The sequence below is a fragment of the Jeotgalicoccus halotolerans genome, assembly GCF_003387165.1.
Lineage (GTDB): Bacteria > Bacillota > Bacilli > Staphylococcales > Salinicoccaceae > Jeotgalicoccus > Jeotgalicoccus halotolerans.
Window position 1 is genome coordinate 31,481 of the sequence record NZ_QUMW01000011.1, and the last position, 15,658, is coordinate 47,138.

A 15,658-nucleotide genomic window follows, 5' to 3' on the forward strand; every position below is an offset into this window, starting at 1 on the left:
CTCCTAATCCCAATTATTCTAGTGCAGATGCGCCGCCGACGATTTCTGTAATTTCCTGCGTAATCGCTGCTTGTCTTAAGCGGTTATACTGCAGCTGAAGATCGCCAACAAGCTCTGTCGCATTATCAGTTGCTGCCTTCATAGCTGTCATACGTGCTGCATGCTCACTTGCTTTCGCATCGAGCAGTGCGCCGTAAATTAAACTCTCGGCATACTGAGGTAAAATTGTTTCAAGAATTGTTTCTTTATCCGGTTCAAATTCGTAACTTGAGAGTGCTGATTCAGAATGATCTGTCTGTATATCAGTTTCTGTCAGCGGTAATACTTTACGAACTGTTACCTGCTGCTCTAAAATATTTACAAACTTGTTATAAATAATGTAAAGCTCATCGATATCTTCATTTATGAATCCGTTAACCGACTGAACAGCGATTTCTTTTACGCTGGCAAAGTCCGGCTGGTCGGGTAATCCAAGACGATGATTTGTAACATGGAAGCCACGCCCTGTTAAAGTTTCATAGCCAATTTTTCCGAGGACGAATAAATCATATGAATCGGGATTGTTATCATGCCTTTTTTCAACTTCTTCAGTGATAGCTTTAACGACATTGTTATTGTAAGGACCAGCTTTACCTGTATCACTTGAAATTATGATATAACCCGTTCTCTTAATTGGTCTCTCTTCTAACATAGGGTGTGAGCTTTCGGTATCACCGGCTGCAATTGCTCTCACTGTTTCCTGGATTTTATCCATGTACGGCTGGAATTTTTTTGAATTCTGTTCAGCTCTGGACAGTTTAGAGTTGGCAACCATGTGCATTGCGCTTGTTAATTGACTCATTTTCTTCGTAGAGCCAATACGGCCTTTAATTTCTCTGAGTGAAACCATGAATTCACCACCTTAGTAATTACTTACTTCTTAGTTAGAAGGGTTGAAAAGCTTTTTGAAACTCGTAATTGCTTTATCATATGCATCGCTGTCAGGAAGCTGCTTAGTCTGACGGATCTCATTTAATAAGTCAGCGTCGTTTGCTTCCAGCCAGTTCAGGAATTCTGCTTCGAAGCGCGTAACATCTTCAACTGGAACATCATCCAGATAGCCGTTAACAAGTGCGAACAGAATAACAACTTGTTTTTCTACTTTAAGCGGTGCATTTTCAGGCTGCTTAAGCACTTCTACTGTACGGGCACCGCGGTCTAATTTAGCTTTAGTCGCTTCGTCCAGATCTGATCCGAACTGGGCGAAAGCTTCGAGCTCACGGTAGGCAGCAAGATCTAAACGCAGCGTACCCGCTACTTTTTTCATCGCTTTGATCTGTGCTGAACCACCGACACGAGATACTGAAAGTCCTGCGTTAATTGCTGGACGCACACCTGAGTGGAACAAGTCCGACTGCAGGAAGATCTGACCGTCAGTAATCGAGATAACGTTCGTCGGAACGAAGGCACTGATGTCCCCTGCCTGTGTTTCGATAAATGGCAGTGCGGTAATTGAGCCGCCTCCAAGATCATCGTTTAATTTCGCAGCACGTTCAAGAAGACGGCTGTGAAGGTAGAATACGTCACCCGGGAATGCTTCACGGCCCGGCGGACGGCGCAGCAGTAATGACAGCTCACGGTAGGCAGCTGCCTGTTTCGTTAAATCATCGTAGACGATTAGAACGTGTTTGCCGTCAAACATAAATTCTTCGGCCATAGATACACCAGCGTATGGTGAAATGTATAATAATGGAGCAGGATCAGCTGCACCCGCAGTAACGATGATTGTGTAATCCAGCGCACCGTTTTTACGAAGCGTTTCCACTGTCTGGCGTACCGTTGATTCTTTTTGACCAATCGCTACGTAGACACAAATCATGTCCTGATCTTTCTGATTTAAAATAGTATCGATTGCCAGTGTCGTTTTACCTGTCTGGCGGTCACCGATAATTAGCTCACGCTGTCCGCGGCCGATTGGAACTAAGGCGTCAATCGCTTTAATCCCTGTCTGCAGCGGCTCATCAACACTTTTACGATCCATAACGCCGGTCGCAGGACTTTCGATAGGACGTGTTTTAGTTGTGTTTATAGGGCCTTTGCCGTCAATCGGCTGACCGAGCGGGTTCACTACACGGCCGATAAGTTCTTCACCAACGGGAACTTCCATAATACGGCCGGTACGTTTAACTTCGTCGCCTTCTTTAATATCGTCACTTGGACCAAGTATTACGATACCAACATTATTTTCTTCAAGGTTTTGAGCAAGACCGAGTACACCACTCGGGAACTCAATTAACTCTCCTGCCATCGCATCGTTTAAACCATGAGCAAGTGCAATTCCGTCACCTACCTGGATAACAGTACCGACATCGGTAACCTGCATATCCTTATCATAATTTTCGATCTGGCTTCTTAAGAGAGTACTTATTTCGTCAGCTTTGATTGCCATGAAAATGTCACTCCTTTAGCTATTCGTATGTTCTTTAAAATTATTTCTGAGATTGTCCAGCTGGTTCCGTAAAGAACCGTCGTAAACTTTTGAACCTATAAGCACGCGTACGCCGCCGATAAGTTCTTCATTTATTTCATTGGTAATAAGTAACTTTTCATAACCTGTTTTGTCGATAAATACCTGACCAAGCTGATCCAGCTCTTCTGCAGATAATTTATACACCGACTCCACTGTTACACGTGCCTGATTGTGAACCTCATCATATAATGATAAGAATTCGCCGTATATTTCTTCGAGCAATGACATATGTTTTTTATCCGACAAGATGCGCAGCAGGTTCAAGAGCAGTCTGTCGCTTTGACCGAAAGCTGCTTCCACCGCTGCAGTTCTTTTCTCACGTGTAATCTTCGGATTGTCCATGAATTCAATAAAGTTCCCGACTGAAGCCGCTGCTTCAGTCACTTCATAGAAATCAGCTTTAACACCTTCAAGACTGCCGTGCTGTTCTGCGACGTCGAACAAAGCCTGGGCGTATTTTTGACTGAGATTAGCCATTATTTATCGCCTGCTTCCTGTAAGTAGTTCGCTACAAGGTTTTTCTGATCATCAGAGTTAATTTCTTTTTGTATCATTTTCTCTGCAATCAGTACTGAAAGTTCAGCTACCTGATCATTAATATCACGGATTGCTTTTTCTTTTTCTCTTTCAATATCCGCCTGTGCTTCATGAATCATTTGAGAAGAACGCGCCTGTGCATCATCGATAATAGACTCTTGTTCTTTCTTCGCCTGATTTTTAGCGTTTTCCATAAGTTCAGAGATTTCAGCCTGCGTTGATTTCAGCAGTGCTTCGTTCTCTTCTTTTAAGCGTTCAGCTTCTAATTTTCTGTTTTCAGCAAAATCGATATCATCATGGATTAGTTGTTCACGGTCATCCATAACTTTCTTAACTGGTTTCCACACATAGTATGACAATACTGCAAGCAGTGTCAGAAAACTCGCAAGAAGAACGAGCGAAGTCCCAACAGCCGTACCCATTGTTTCACCAGCAGCACCTAAAATTAATAGTTCCACCTATGTACACTCCTTTCAAAAAAGTCTCTAACTCTCGTAGTTATTTACATAATAAGATGGCGAAATCTTTAAATAAGACTTCGCCTTATATAACGACTCTTAGAACGTGAACATAAGCAGGAACGCGATAACGATGGCCATAATTGGAACGGCCTCAACTACACCAATACCGATGAACATAATCGTTTGTAACGGACCGCGTGATTCAGGCTGACGAGCAACACCTTCAACTGTTTTAGAAACAACCATACCAATACCAAAAGATGCGCCAAGTGCCGCTAATCCTGCTGCAATACCAGCTGCTAGTAAATTCATAAAATATTTCCTCCTAGAAAATTGTATATTATTATTTTTTTATTATATTAATGATCATCGCTCACTTTATGTGACAGATAAACCATTGATAACATTACGAATATAAATGCCTGAATCGCACCTATAAATACTTTAAATCCTTGCCATACCATTAAAGGAATAAATCCTAATGCTCCGAGCACCGTTCCCCCGGTTACTAATCCCAGAAGCAAGAGAAGCAGTATCTCTCCCGCATAAACGTTACCGTACAGACGTAAACCAAGCGTCAGGTTATATGTAAATTCTTCGATGAATTTAATCGGTGCAAGCCACCACATCGGCGTAACATATTGTTTCAGATAACCGCGCATCCCCTGCATTTTCACGCCGTAGTAGTGTGTCAATACAATCATCAGCCCTGCCAGTGTCAGCGTTACGACGGGGTCCGCTGTCGGTGATTTCACCCACAGTGTATGATCCGCATCCGGTGCGACAAACGACAGCGGTATACCGACCAAGTTACCGATTAAAATGAATAAGAACAATGTCAGCGCTAAAAAGTGGAACTGTGCGCCTTCTTTCCATGCCATGTTGCTCTTGATTATTCCTTTAACGAAGTTCATTAAAGATTCAACGAGCACCTGACCTTTGCCGGTCGGACGCACCGCGAGCTTCCTCGTCATGAAAAACAGCGTAAAAAAGATAAGCAGGCATGTAATGATAATCATCATTGAAGTTGCAAGTTCGAATACTATTGGTATTCCGAACAAATCAAACGACCACGTTGGAATTCCGTGTTCCATTTCTTCACCTCTTTCGTTTAAAAAGTTCCGATGCTGCGCGCCAGAATATCAGCGCATAAGTGAGGAGGAGCCCGATTAAAATACCGATGATATTAAAAGTTTCCGGAAACCTCACCCATATTAAACAGGCCGCTGTGACGATAAGCATTCTCGTCAGCGTTCCCGTCTTAACTTTCCCGCCATCGCCGAGCTGTGCATTTCTTAAATTCCAGTACCAATTATAAGATAACAGCATAGAACCGGTGATGCCGAGGCACAACCCTGCAAAGAACGGCAAAGAAGTAAATATATAAGCAATAATACTCAGTATTAAAAGTATTATTAAATATTTCATAAAGTTTTTAAAATATCCTTTAAAAATTTTCACTGTCTTTGACGACTCCCAGGTAATGTAACACGTTGTGAAAACAATTACATACTCTAATGATTTTATAGGAACGCAATTTTTGTGTCAACAAAATATGAAAACTTTAACAACATGTTCACAATTTCTAATCATTTACGGAAAAACTGATAGGTTTTTCTTTAATGAGTTCATAATAATATTTTATGTTATCACAAATTCTGCGTGATGCCTGACCATCGCCGTATGGATTTTGAGTCTGAGACATCTCATTGTAAAGCTCTTCATCCGTAAGCAGTTCTTTAGTCATGTTGTAAATTTTCTCTTGCTCAATGCCCGCAAGTTTAAGTGTTCCTGCTTTAACACCTTCCGGACGTTCTGTCGTATCGCGCAGCACGAGTACAGGTTTACCGAGTGACGGCGCTTCTTCCTGCACGCCGCCGGAATCAGTCAAAATCAAATGACTTCTTGCAGCAAAGTTATGGAAATCCAGCACATCAAGAGGCTCGATAAGCTCTACACGATCATGATTGCCTAAATACTGCTCCGCGATTTCACGAACTTTAGGGTTTTTATGCATCGGATAAACAACTGTCACATCTTCAAACTCATCGACAAGCTGACGTACAGCCCCAAATATGTTATGCATCGGCTGACCGATATTTTCACGGCGGTGTGCTGTCAGCAGCACAACTTTATTATCTTTATGTTTTTCAATGATATCACTGTGGTAGTTTTCATCAACAGTAGTTTTCAGAGCATCAATAGCTGTGTTTCCTGTAACTGAAATCGTTTCAGGATTTTTAGCTTCATCCAGTAAATTCTGACGCGCGTCTTCAGTCGGTGAAAAATGAAGGTCTGCCAAAACACCTGTCATCTGACGATTAGCTTCTTCGGGGAAAGGTGAATATTTATTGTGTGTGCGGAGACCCGCTTCAACATGACCAATATCCACTTCATTATAAAATGCAGCAAGCGAGCCTGCGAAAGTAGTTGTTGTATCACCATGGACTAAAATCATATCCGGTTTAACTTCTTTAATTACTGATTCGAGACCGTTGATTACACGTCCGGTAACTTCTGACAGTGTCTGGCCCGCTTTCATAATATTCAAGTCGTAATCCGGTGTAATATTGAAAGTTGTCAGCACCTGATCGAGCATCTCTCTGTGCTGTGCAGTAACTACTACAACCGGGTCAATATCTTCATCTTTTTTCATTTCGAGCACGAGAGGCGCCATTTTAATTGCCTCGGGTCTCGTACCGAAAATCGTCATAATTTTTTTCATAACAATCTCCTATGATTTTTTATCGTGTACCGAATAATCTGTCGCCGGCATCTCCTAAACCTGGAACAATATAACTTTTCTCATTCAGTTTCTCATCAAGTGCCGCAATATAAATGTCTACATCCGGATGTGCTTCTTTTAATACGTCCACACCTTCCGGCGCTGCAATCAGACAGATAAAACGAATTTTTGTTGCCCCGTGTTTTTTAACTGCTGTAATTGCTTCCACGGCTGATGCACCGGTTGCAAGCATCGGGTCGATAACAAATATATCCCGTTCTTCAATATCTCCCGGAAACTTTGCATAATATTCAACGGCTTCAAGCGTTTCAGGATCCCGGTATAAACCGATGTGTCCGACACGCGCTGATGGTATAAGTTTTAAAATACCGTCCTGCATACCAAGCCCCGCACGTAAAATAGGGACGATACCCAGTTTTTTTCCGCTCAGGCGTTTAGCTGTAGTTTCCTGAACAGGTGTCTGTACTGACACATCTTCGAGTGTAAGATCTCTCGTTACCTCATAAGCCATAAGCATACCCACTTCATCGACCAGTTCTCTGAACTCTTTTGTCGATGTTTTTTCATCACGGATATAACTCATTTTATGCTGAATTAACGGATGATCCATTACTTGTACTTTCGACATATATCTTCCTCCACTCCACAAATTAACCGGATGATCTCATCCGGTATATATTATAACGCAGTTTATTTATATAGTGGATACTTTCCTGTCAATTTAGTCACTTTCTCTGAAATTCCATCCAGACTCTCTTCATTTTTAACTCGCGTCAGTGTTTCAACGATAATATGACCGACTTCTGTCATGTCATCCGCTGTAAATCCGCGCGTTGTCATCGCAGGCGTGCCGAGACGGATGCCGCTTGTCACAAAAGGCGACGCCTCATCGAATGGAATCGTGTTTTTATTTACTGTAATACCGACTTCATCAAGCGCTTCTTCAGCCGCTTTCCCTGTCAGGCCGAATGATTTAACATCGACGAGTACAAGGTGATTATCCGTGGTGCCCGAAACGATGCGGAGACCGCCTTTTGACAGCGACTCGGCCAAGGCCCTTGCATTGTCTAAAACACGCTGCTGATAATCTTTAAATTCCGGCTGCAGTGCTTCGCCGAATGCAACTGCTTTTGCTCCGATAACATGCATCAGCGGGCCGCCCTGAATCCCCGGAAAAATATTTTTATCGACAGCTTTGGCATGCTCCGCTGTCGTTAAAATTAAGCCTCCGCGCGGGCCGCGTAACGTTTTGTGAGTTGTCGATGTGACAAAGTCTGCATACGGCACCGGATTCGGATGCAGGCCTGCTGCAACAAGTCCTGCGATATGCGCCATATCAACCAGCAGGTATGCACCTATAGCATCAGCAATTTCTCTGAATTTTTTAAAGTCCAGTATTTTAACATACGCGCTGCCGCCAGCAACTATCATTTTCGGCTGCTCTTTTTTGGCGATTTCCATTACCTTATCGTAGTCGATTGTCTCAGTATCTTTTTCAACACCGTAAGACAGGAAGTTAAACAGTTTTCCACTGAAGTTAACAGGGGAGCCATGTGTTAAATGTCCTCCGTGAGATAAATCCATACCGAGCACTTTGTCTCCCGGTTCAAGTACTGAGAAGTAAACAGCCATATTTGCCTGAGAACCTGAATGAGGCTGCACGTTGGCATGCTCTGCTCCGAATATTTCTTTAGCGCGGTCGCGTGCCAGGTTTTCAACAACATCCACATGCTCACATCCGCCGTAGTAACGTTTACCCGGATATCCTTCCGCGTATTTATTCGTTAAGATTGAACCCTGCGCTTCCAGAACTGCAGGAGAAACAAAGTTTTCGCTTGCAATAAGTTCGATATTGTTATTTTGTCTTTCCAGCTCTTTATCAATAACTTCCTGTATCTGTGGATCCTGTGATTGAATATTTGACACTTATATTCTCCCCTTTATTTATAATGTGCTCTTGGTCCGCCGACAAGTTTCGGACGGGTTGTTGCTATCGTCACAACTGCTTCTCCAACTTTTTTTACAGACGTTCTTACGGGAATTGCAACATGTTTTAAATGCATACCAATCAATGTCTGGCCAATATCGATGCCGCGATCAGCCGTAACCGATTCAACAACAACGGCGTCAGACAGCTCCTTATAAGCAAGTTCACTTAAGCTTCCGCCCGCTTCTTTGTGCGGCACTACTGTAACCTCTTCCAGCTTTAATGCTTCCATAGTGTGTCTCGACGTTGTCAGAGAGCGGTTGATATGTTCGCATCCCTGAAATAATAGGTGCATATTTTCTTTGTTTGCGATTTCAAAAAAATGTTTAAAGATTAAGTCTGCCGCTTCATCTGAACTGCTTTTACCGATGTGTTCTCCTATTGTTTCCGATGTTGAACATCCAATAACGAGCACTTTTTCCGGCGTGAAAAAATCAGCTTTATATAAATCGTCAGTCAATGCCTGCAAATCATTCTTCAATTTTACAAACGCGTCTTTCATGTCTACCACCCTCAAATACAGTGTTCAGCCATGTGTCAACCACTTCAAGCGCAAGGCCCGGGCCGATAACTCTTTCACCCATCGCGAGTACATTGGAATCATTATGTGCACGTGTTGCTTTTGCTGAAAATGTATCGTGTACCAAAGCACAGCGAATGCCTTTAGTTTTATTTGCAGTAATATTCATACCGATACCCGTACCGCAGATTAGAATACCCTTATCATATTCTCCTGCGGCTACTTTCTCAGCAACCGGTTTCGCGTAATCCGGATAATCGACAGAATCCATGCTGTCCGGCCCGAGATCCGTAAAATCAATCTTTTTATCAGTTAAGTATTCCGTCACGGTCCGTTTTAAATTAACTCCGCCGTGGTCGGATGCAATCACAACTTTCATACACTCATCTCCTTAGAATATATTATAACCATCGGTATAAAGAGTTTCAAAAGATTACCGGTTTTACCACTTAAATTTATCGATGTATTCTTTTAGACTTATAAATACTTCTTCATACTCGTCTTTTGTTCCGCCGTACGGATCGGGAATATCTGCCGCGCCGGCTTCTGCATACTCAGACAGAAGATAAACATCCGCTTTTGGCCATTGTGCGAGGATCGTCTTTTTATGTCTTCCGCTCATCACGAGCAGCGTGCTGTTTTCAATATCTTCCGCTGTGAGCTGTGCCGGTTTCGCCGGCAGAGGCAGACCTTTTTCTTCAATTATGGAAAGTGACCGTCTGTTCGTGCTGCCTTCCGTAACATAAAGTCCGCGCGAGGCAATATCCATATGCGGATATTTTAGACGCGCATAACTTTCCGCCAGCGGACTGCGGCAGGTGTTGCCTGTACATACAAAAATCATTTTATTCACCCTGAATCACTTCATTCCCGGTCGCTTTATATATGCGGTTCATCAGCCCTGCTGACTCCGGCACCTTATCAAAACCGTGAATAAAAATAATATCGACATCCGAAGCATCCATTATACGGAGAGCAGAATACAGATTACGCGCTGCTTCTTTGTAACTGTCACGATCCCTGCACAGACTGATGAACTGTATATCTTCACCGATGAATTCCCTGCTTGTTTCAGGTGCAATAATCCCGACTTTCTGATGGCGCTCCACTGGCAGCTTAGTATTATTGTTAATACCGCCTTCGATTACAATCAAAGGCTGACCGGGGGCGTAATGCTTATATTTCATACCGGGTGAAATCGGTTTGTCAGTCTCTCCGCTCACTGTATCAATATCTGCTTCCAGCACTTCTTCCAGCTCTTCTTTCGTTACCGCTCCCGGACGGGCTATTCTGTACGGGTACTGCGTGCAGTCAAGTACTGTGCTTTCGATGCCGTAAATTGCTGATTCACTGTCGACAACACCATATAATTTGTTCTCTAGGTCGTCAATAACATGTCTTGCATTTGTCGGGGACGGTTTACCGCTGATATTTGCGCTCGGTGCCGCAAGCGGCATATCAGCATACTGCAGAATTCTGCGCCCTACCGGATGGCTCGGCATCCGCACTGCTACAGAATCAAGCTCCGCAACTGCATTTGACGATAGATAATCTCCTTTTAGCGGAAGGATAAAAGAAATCGGCCCCGGCCAGAATGCTTCCATTAATTTAATGACGCGTTTATCAAGCACAGCCGTAAAGTCTTCCAGCTGCTTAATATTGTGGATATGTATAATTAAAGGGTTGTCTCCCGGGCGTCCCTTGGCAGAAAAAATCTTACTGATCGCTTCAGCATTCCGTGCATCTGCTGCAAGTCCGTATACCGTTTCTGTCGGTATGCCGATAATTTCACCGTATGTAAAAGCAATTTTTATTTCTTCCAGCTGTTCATCGATTTCTGTTTTTTTACTGTCATCTGTTAAGTCTGCTTCGGTAATTTTCCAAATTTTAGTCACTCTTTTCACCCCGCGTAAAATATAATATTCTGTCCTGCTGATTGATGTCTTTAATAACGTGCGCTATAGTTCCAGGCCAGGCTGTTTCAATATAAGATTTCAATGCATCTGCCTGCTTAAAACCAATTTCGAAGTATACCCGCCCGCCGGGCTTCAGCACCTCGGGAAGGGTGCGAATCATCTCTTTGTATAGAGCGAGCCCTCCGTCGTCTGCAAACAAGGCGGCCGCGGGTTCATATTCCAGCACTGAGGACGTCATAAGGTGTTTCTCATCCTCGCTGATATACGGAGGATTAGAAATGATTATATCAGCTTTAATTTCTTTATCCACCAATGGTTCAAATAAACTGCCTTCTAAATATTCCGCACTCACCCCGAGGCGTCTGCCGTTTTCACGCGCTGTGCTGAGCGCGCCCGGTGAAATATCGGTCACTATTACCTTATTTGAAGTCCAGTGTTTAGCTAAAGTTAAACCGATTGCGCCTGTACCGGTACCGATATCGACCACTGTTAAACCTGTGTCTGGTTCGTTATTCAGCACGAAATCCACGAGCTCTTCCGTTTCATTTCTTGGGATCAGCGTGTCCGGAGTAACTTTAAAATAAGATTCGTAAAAATACGCTTCTCCAAGCACGTACTGGTAGGGTTCATTCAGACAGACACGTTCGATAACGGAAGAAAATTTTTTGTAATCCTCTTTTGGCATCAGTTCATCCCCGTGCACCATAAGCCCGGCAAAATTCAAACCGAAAAGTTCTTCCATTACAATCGCTGCGACCCGGGTTTCCTGTCCAGATACACTTAAAGAGGCTTCCGCCTCTTTAAGTACTGCTTTATATCGTTTCATTGTTCAGTTCTTCCAGTTTTGAAGTCTGTTCTTCAATAGCCAGCGCCTCGATAAGCTCATCCAGACTGCCGTCAATAATCTGATCAAGTTTTTGAATTGTTAAACCGATGCGGTGATCCGTCACACGGTTTTGCGGATAGTTATAAGTGCGAATCCGTTCAGAACGGTCTCCTGTTCCGACTGCCGACTTTCTCTTTTCAGCATATTCAGCATGCGCTTCTTGCTGCATCATATCGTAAACGCGCGCTTTAAGCACTTTCATGGCGCGCTCTCTGTTTTTAATCTGAGATTTTTCGTCCTGTGATGTAACGACCGTGCCGCTTGGCAGGTGGGTAATACGAACTGCGGAATCAGTCGTGTTGACGTGCTGCCCGCCGGCGCCGCTTGAACGGTACGTATCAATTTTAATATCTTCGTTGCGTATATTCACTTCCACATCTTCCACTTCCGGCAGGACAGCAACAGTTGCTGTAGATGTATGAATACGTCCGCCCGATTCAGTTTCAGGCACGCGCTGAACACGGTGTGCTCCATTCTCAAACTTCAGTTTCGAGAAGGCGCCTTTACCCTGGATTAAAAAGCTGATTTCTTTAAATCCGCCCTGTTCACTGCTTTGTGACTCAACGATTTCCGTACGCCAGCCCTGATCCTCGGCATATCTCGAATACATTCTGAAGAGGTCTCCTGCGAAAATCTGCGCTTCGTCCCCGCCGGCAGCACCGCGAATTTCCATAATAACGTTTTTCTCGTCATTAGGATCTTTCGGAATGATAAGGATTTTTAAGTCATCCTCCAGTTTCGGCAGCATGCTTTCAGCTTCTGCAATTTCTTCTTTCAGCATGTCAATCATTTCCTGGTCGTCTGTTTCTTTCAGCATTTCTTTCGATTCTTCAATAGTTTCCAGATGTCCTTTGTAAACCCGGAACACTTCAACAGTATCGTGAATGTCGCTTTGTTCTTTGGAATACGTGCGGAGTTTTTCAGGATCGCTGACTACATCAGGATCGCTGAGCAGCTCAGTCAGCTGTTCATACCGATTTTCTATTATTTCGAGTTGATCAAACATAAGAATTCGTCCTTTTCCTGGTTCGTTTAGTTATTTTATTATAGCATATTTTTAAGACAAAAAAACTGCACTGAAATACTCAGTGCAGTTGAAGTTTCGTTATTGTTCGTTGCTTGATTTAAGACCGAATTTTTTGTTGAATTTCTCAACACGGCCGTCTGCTGATGCGAACTTCTGACGTCCTGTGTAGAACGGGTGTGAATCAGAAGAAATATCTAAACGAATAACCGGGTATTCGTTGCCGTCTTCCCACTCCATAGTTTCAGAAGAAGTACGTGTAGATCCACTTAAGAATTTAAAATCTGTAGTTGAATCTAAAAAGATTACTTTTTTGTATTCAGGATGAATTCCTTGTTTCATAATTGTCATCTCCTTTGCCCTGGACCATCTGGAACAGAGTTATTTGTGGCTATCACCACGCATTACTTTGCCATTATACATTCTCGCGGTGTAAAAAGCAATATCTGCGAAGAAATTTATATAACCGGTTTTCCGGTTTTCTGAGAACTGATCATACGGTCTCTCAGCACATCGAAGAACTCTTCGTTCGTTTTCGTTGTTTTTAAAATTCTTAAGAAACGTTCTGTAAAATCAGATGAATCTGTAAACAGGTTTCTCAGCTGCCATAAGATTTCCAGTTCTTTTTTATCAAGCAGCAGTTCTTCCTTACGTGTGCTTGAGCGTCTGATATCGATTGCCGGGTAAATACGGCGCTCGCTTAAATGACGATCAAGATGCAGTTCCATGTTTCCTGTTCCTTTAAACTCTTCGTAAATTACATCATCCATACGACTGCCTGTATCCACTAAGGCAGTGGACAGAATCGTCAGGCTGCCGCCCGCTTCAATATTGCGCGCTGCACCGAAGAAATGCTTCGGACGGTGCAGGCTGGCAGGATCCAGACCGCCTGACAAAGTACGTCCGGAAGCAGGAATTACCAGATTGTAAGCACGAGCCAGACGCGTAATTGAGTCCATTAAAATAATTACATCTTCGCCCATCTCAACGAGTCGTTTCGCACGTTCCAAAAGCAGCTCTGCCACTTTAACATGGTGCTGCGGCGGCTCATCAAACGTCGAATGCACAACGTCAGCCTGCTCAACCGAACGCTCTAGATCTGTAACCTCTTCGGGACGTTCCCCAATCAGCAGGATAAAGAGCTTCACGTTGGGATGATTCGTCGTAATTGCCTGTGCGATTTCTTTTAAGAGTGATGTTTTCCCGGCTTTAGGCGGTGCAACAATCATTCCGCGCTGGCCAAAACCTATCGGGGTGACCAGATCCATAATACGCGTCGACATATCAGACGGTTCATTTTCAAGACGGATACGTTCATCCGGATACAAAGGTGTTAAAGCTTGGAAATGCGGACGCTTTTTAACTTCTTCAGCATTATGGTCATTAATAAAATCGACCTGCAGCAGACCATAATATTTTTCATTTTCTTTAGGTTTACGGACTTTACCGGTCACCTTGTCGCCCTTTTTCAATTCGAAACGGCGAATCTGCGATGCGGATATATAAATATCTTTTTCACCTTTGGAAAAATTAACTGTACGCAGAAAGCCGTAGCCATCCTGCTGGATATCATCGAGAATACCTTCCATATAATAGTTTCCGTCTTTTTCCATTTCTGCTTCCAGTATTGCAAGAACCAGTTCTTTTTTATTCAGTTTGCTGTAATTCGAAAGACGTAAGTTTTTCGCACGTTCAGTTAACGCTTTAGTCGTATTATTTTTATATAAAGCATCGAATGTTTCATATTTCATATCCTGTGTCTTTGGCTTATCAGACAATATTTCCACTTCCCAATACTGATTTTATTATTTTTTACTCATTTATATGTTTTTCTGGAATAATTTTAGAGATTGCACTGGAGCTGCGGGATTCTTCTCCATGGAGTAATTGCGAATCTGAAGTTTTTAAAAGGCATACATATATTACATCTGCCGGAGGTCCTGTGTCAAAGAAAAGCTGAAGATAAATAAGGTTTTATCGGACTGAAGTTTTGTTTTGCAGTCCGATGAAAGCTGATACTCTTTTCTTATTTATCCATAACCATATTCGGTTTTTTCTTTAAACTGTGACGGCTGTTAATAAATCTTACCGTTCCTGATTTTGCGCGCATAACTACTGAAGATGTCTCGGCAAAACCGCTTTTGAACTGGACACCTTTCATCAATTCACCGTCAGTTACTGCAGTTGCTGCAAAAATGGCATCATCGCCGCTGACTAAATCGTTAAGTTCGAGTTTTTTATCAGGATTAACACCCATCTCGATGCAGCGGTTACGTTCTTCGTCATTTCTCGGTAAGAGACGGCCCTGGAAGTCTCCGTCCAGCGCTTTGATTCCGGCAGCCGCAATAACACCTTCCGGCGCCCCGCCGACACCCATTAAAACATCGATACCTGTCCATTCAAAGCAAGTATTGATTGCTGCGCCGACATCACCGTTATCAAACATTATAATACGTGCGCCTAGTGTACGGACCTGATTAATAATTTCTGCACTCCGCTCACGCTTAATAATCGTCACTGTAATATCTGATATATTTTTATTTTTCGCTTTTGCAACCGCACGGATGTTCTCTTCAACAGATTTGTCAATATCGATTACACCCAGGCAATCAGGACCTGCAGCAATTTTTTGCATATACATATCCGGTGCATGAAGAAGATTACCTTTATCGGCTGCTGCCAGAACAGTCATAGCACCCATAGTGCCCTCTGCAACAGTCGTTGTGCCTTCGAGCGGATCCACTGCTATATCAAGTTCGGGACCAGAACCGGTACCGAGTTTTTCCCCTATATACAGCATCGGCGCTTCATCAATTTCGCCTTCGCCGATAACTACCTTGCCTGTCATAGGAATCGTATCAAACAGCTTGCGCATCGCCTCTGTTGCCGCATCATCCGCCTCATTTTTTAAGCCTTTGCCTGTCCAGGCTGCACTCGAAAGCGCAGCCGCTTCTGTCACTCTTACGAGTTCCATCGATAATCCTCTTTCCAAAACTGTCTCCCCCTATATATCCGCACTTTTTTCCTTGACTATTATAACACAGAAAAGACCGGTATTCGTAAGAATACCGG

Annotated in this window: 19 protein-coding genes; all 19 read right to left on the reverse strand. The window is 43.3% G+C overall.

The features are described from left to right. Positions 1 to 13 precede the first annotated feature (13 nt). Positions 14 to 889 (reverse strand): ATP synthase F1 subunit gamma, encoded by an 876-nt coding sequence (gene atpG / locus DFR63_RS06310; RefSeq protein ID WP_115885102.1) that lies wholly within the window; start codon positions 887 to 889, stop codon positions 14 to 16. Positions 890 to 919: 30 nt separating this feature from the next. Then, positions 920 to 2,428 (reverse strand): F0F1 ATP synthase subunit alpha, encoded by a 1,509-nt coding sequence (gene atpA, locus DFR63_RS06315; protein WP_115885103.1) that lies wholly within the window; start codon positions 2,426 to 2,428, stop codon positions 920 to 922. Positions 2,429 to 2,443: 15 nt separating this feature from the next. Beyond that, positions 2,444 to 2,986 carry a F0F1 ATP synthase subunit delta gene (locus tag DFR63_RS06320; RefSeq protein WP_115885104.1) on the reverse strand — a complete coding sequence of 181 codons (543 nt, stop codon included), beginning with the start codon at positions 2,984 to 2,986 and terminating at the stop codon, positions 2,444 to 2,446. Beyond that, positions 2,986 to 3,504: a F0F1 ATP synthase subunit B gene (locus tag DFR63_RS06325; protein ID WP_115885105.1), complete on the reverse strand. Its 519-nt coding sequence runs from the start codon at positions 3,502 to 3,504 to the stop codon at positions 2,986 to 2,988. The genes DFR63_RS06320 and DFR63_RS06325 overlap by 1 nt, the downstream gene beginning before the upstream one ends. A 99-nt stretch (positions 3,505 to 3,603) precedes the next feature. Continuing rightward, positions 3,604 to 3,819, reverse strand: a complete 216-nt coding sequence (gene atpE, locus DFR63_RS06330; protein ID WP_026859255.1) for a F0F1 ATP synthase subunit C — start codon at positions 3,817 to 3,819, stop codon at positions 3,604 to 3,606. A gap of 47 nt (positions 3,820 to 3,866) precedes the next feature. Continuing rightward, positions 3,867 to 4,601 carry a F0F1 ATP synthase subunit A gene (gene atpB, locus DFR63_RS06335; RefSeq protein ID WP_115885106.1) on the reverse strand — a complete coding sequence of 245 codons (735 nt, stop codon included), beginning with the start codon at positions 4,599 to 4,601 and terminating at the stop codon, positions 3,867 to 3,869. A 4-nt stretch (positions 4,602 to 4,605) separates the two neighbouring features. Beyond that, entirely contained in the window at positions 4,606 to 4,968 is a 363-nt protein-coding gene (locus tag DFR63_RS06340; RefSeq protein ID WP_115885107.1) for an ATP synthase subunit I, read from the reverse strand. Positions 4,969 to 5,092: 124 nt separating this feature from the next. Next, positions 5,093 to 6,232, reverse strand: a complete 1,140-nt coding sequence (wecB, locus tag DFR63_RS06345) for a non-hydrolyzing UDP-N-acetylglucosamine 2-epimerase (protein WP_115885108.1) — start codon at positions 6,230 to 6,232, stop codon at positions 5,093 to 5,095. 19 nt (positions 6,233 to 6,251) lie between these two features. Continuing rightward, the gene (gene upp / locus DFR63_RS06350) at positions 6,252 to 6,881 is read right to left on the reverse strand and encodes a uracil phosphoribosyltransferase (RefSeq protein ID WP_115885109.1); all 630 of its coding nucleotides are present in this window, start codon (positions 6,879 to 6,881) and stop codon (positions 6,252 to 6,254) included. A 62-nt stretch (positions 6,882 to 6,943) separates the two neighbouring features. Next, a complete protein-coding gene (locus tag DFR63_RS06355) occupies positions 6,944 to 8,179 on the reverse strand; it encodes a serine hydroxymethyltransferase (protein ID WP_115885110.1) in 1,236 nt (411 codons plus the stop codon). 14 nt (positions 8,180 to 8,193) lie between these two features. Beyond that, a complete protein-coding gene (locus DFR63_RS06360; protein ID WP_115885111.1) occupies positions 8,194 to 8,742 on the reverse strand; it encodes a TIGR01440 family protein in 549 nt (182 codons plus the stop codon). Further along, positions 8,711 to 9,139 carry a ribose 5-phosphate isomerase B gene (gene rpiB / locus DFR63_RS06365; RefSeq protein ID WP_115885112.1) on the reverse strand — a complete coding sequence of 143 codons (429 nt, stop codon included), beginning with the start codon at positions 9,137 to 9,139 and terminating at the stop codon, positions 8,711 to 8,713. The genes DFR63_RS06360 and rpiB overlap by 32 nt, the downstream gene beginning before the upstream one ends. A 63-nt stretch (positions 9,140 to 9,202) precedes the next feature. Then, complete coding sequence (locus DFR63_RS06370) at positions 9,203 to 9,604, reverse strand: arsenate reductase/protein-tyrosine-phosphatase family protein (protein ID WP_115885113.1); 402 nt, start codon at positions 9,602 to 9,604, stop codon at positions 9,203 to 9,205. 1 nt (position 9,605) lies between these two features. Continuing rightward, positions 9,606 to 10,655 carry an L-threonylcarbamoyladenylate synthase gene (locus tag DFR63_RS06375; RefSeq protein ID WP_245954151.1) on the reverse strand — a complete coding sequence of 350 codons (1,050 nt, stop codon included), beginning with the start codon at positions 10,653 to 10,655 and terminating at the stop codon, positions 9,606 to 9,608. After that, entirely contained in the window at positions 10,648 to 11,502 is an 855-nt protein-coding gene (gene prmC / locus DFR63_RS06380; RefSeq protein ID WP_115885114.1) for a peptide chain release factor N(5)-glutamine methyltransferase, read from the reverse strand. Before prmC ends, DFR63_RS06375 begins: the two co-directional genes overlap by 8 nt. Then, a complete protein-coding gene (prfA, locus tag DFR63_RS06385; protein ID WP_115885115.1) occupies positions 11,489 to 12,568 on the reverse strand; it encodes a peptide chain release factor 1 in 1,080 nt (359 codons plus the stop codon). Before prfA ends, prmC begins: the two co-directional genes overlap by 14 nt. 99 nt (positions 12,569 to 12,667) lie before the next feature. Further along, entirely contained in the window at positions 12,668 to 12,928 is a 261-nt protein-coding gene (locus DFR63_RS06390) for a type B 50S ribosomal protein L31 (protein ID WP_035810842.1), read from the reverse strand. 116 nt (positions 12,929 to 13,044) lie between these two features. Then, a complete protein-coding gene (gene rho / locus DFR63_RS06395; RefSeq protein WP_369891484.1) occupies positions 13,045 to 14,337 on the reverse strand; it encodes a transcription termination factor Rho in 1,293 nt (430 codons plus the stop codon). Between the two features lie 275 nt (positions 14,338 to 14,612). Beyond that, positions 14,613 to 15,578 (reverse strand): class II fructose-bisphosphatase, encoded by a 966-nt coding sequence (gene glpX / locus DFR63_RS06400; RefSeq protein WP_115885117.1) that lies wholly within the window; start codon positions 15,576 to 15,578, stop codon positions 14,613 to 14,615. Positions 15,579 to 15,658 lie beyond the last annotated feature (80 nt).

Bases quoted from the DNA above. Each gene is read 5' to 3' on its own strand.
- DFR63_RS06360 (WP_115885111.1), bottom strand. From the start codon at position 8,742: ATGAAAGACGCGTTTGTAAAATTGAAGAATGATTTGCAGGCATTGACT.
- rho (WP_369891484.1), bottom strand. From the start codon at position 14,337: ATGAAATATGAAACATTCGATGCTTTATATAAAAATAATACGACTAAA.
- upp (WP_115885109.1), bottom strand. From the start codon at position 6,881: ATGTCGAAAGTACAAGTAATGGATCATCCGTTAATTCAGCATAAAATG.
- DFR63_RS06390 (WP_035810842.1), bottom strand. From the start codon at position 12,928: ATGAAACAAGGAATTCATCCTGAATACAAAAAAGTAATCTTTTTAGAT.
- atpG (WP_115885102.1), bottom strand. From the start codon at position 889: ATGGTTTCACTCAGAGAAATTAAAGGCCGTATTGGCTCTACGAAGAAA.
- DFR63_RS06320 (WP_115885104.1), bottom strand. From the start codon at position 2,986: ATGGCTAATCTCAGTCAAAAATACGCCCAGGCTTTGTTCGACGTCGCA.
- atpE (WP_026859255.1), bottom strand. From the start codon at position 3,819: ATGAATTTACTAGCAGCTGGTATTGCAGCAGGATTAGCGGCACTTGGC.
- prfA (WP_115885115.1), bottom strand. From the start codon at position 12,568: ATGTTTGATCAACTCGAAATAATAGAAAATCGGTATGAACAGCTGACT.
- prmC (WP_115885114.1), bottom strand. From the start codon at position 11,502: ATGAAACGATATAAAGCAGTACTTAAAGAGGCGGAAGCCTCTTTAAGT.
- DFR63_RS06370 (WP_115885113.1), bottom strand. From the start codon at position 9,604: ATGATTTTTGTATGTACAGGCAACACCTGCCGCAGTCCGCTGGCGGAA.
- atpA (WP_115885103.1), bottom strand. From the start codon at position 2,428: ATGGCAATCAAAGCTGACGAAATAAGTACTCTCTTAAGAAGCCAGATC.
- wecB (WP_115885108.1), bottom strand. From the start codon at position 6,232: ATGAAAAAAATTATGACGATTTTCGGTACGAGACCCGAGGCAATTAAA.
- atpB (WP_115885106.1), bottom strand. From the start codon at position 4,601: ATGGAACACGGAATTCCAACGTGGTCGTTTGATTTGTTCGGAATACCA.
- rpiB (WP_115885112.1), bottom strand. From the start codon at position 9,139: ATGAAAGTTGTGATTGCATCCGACCACGGCGGAGTTAATTTAAAACGG.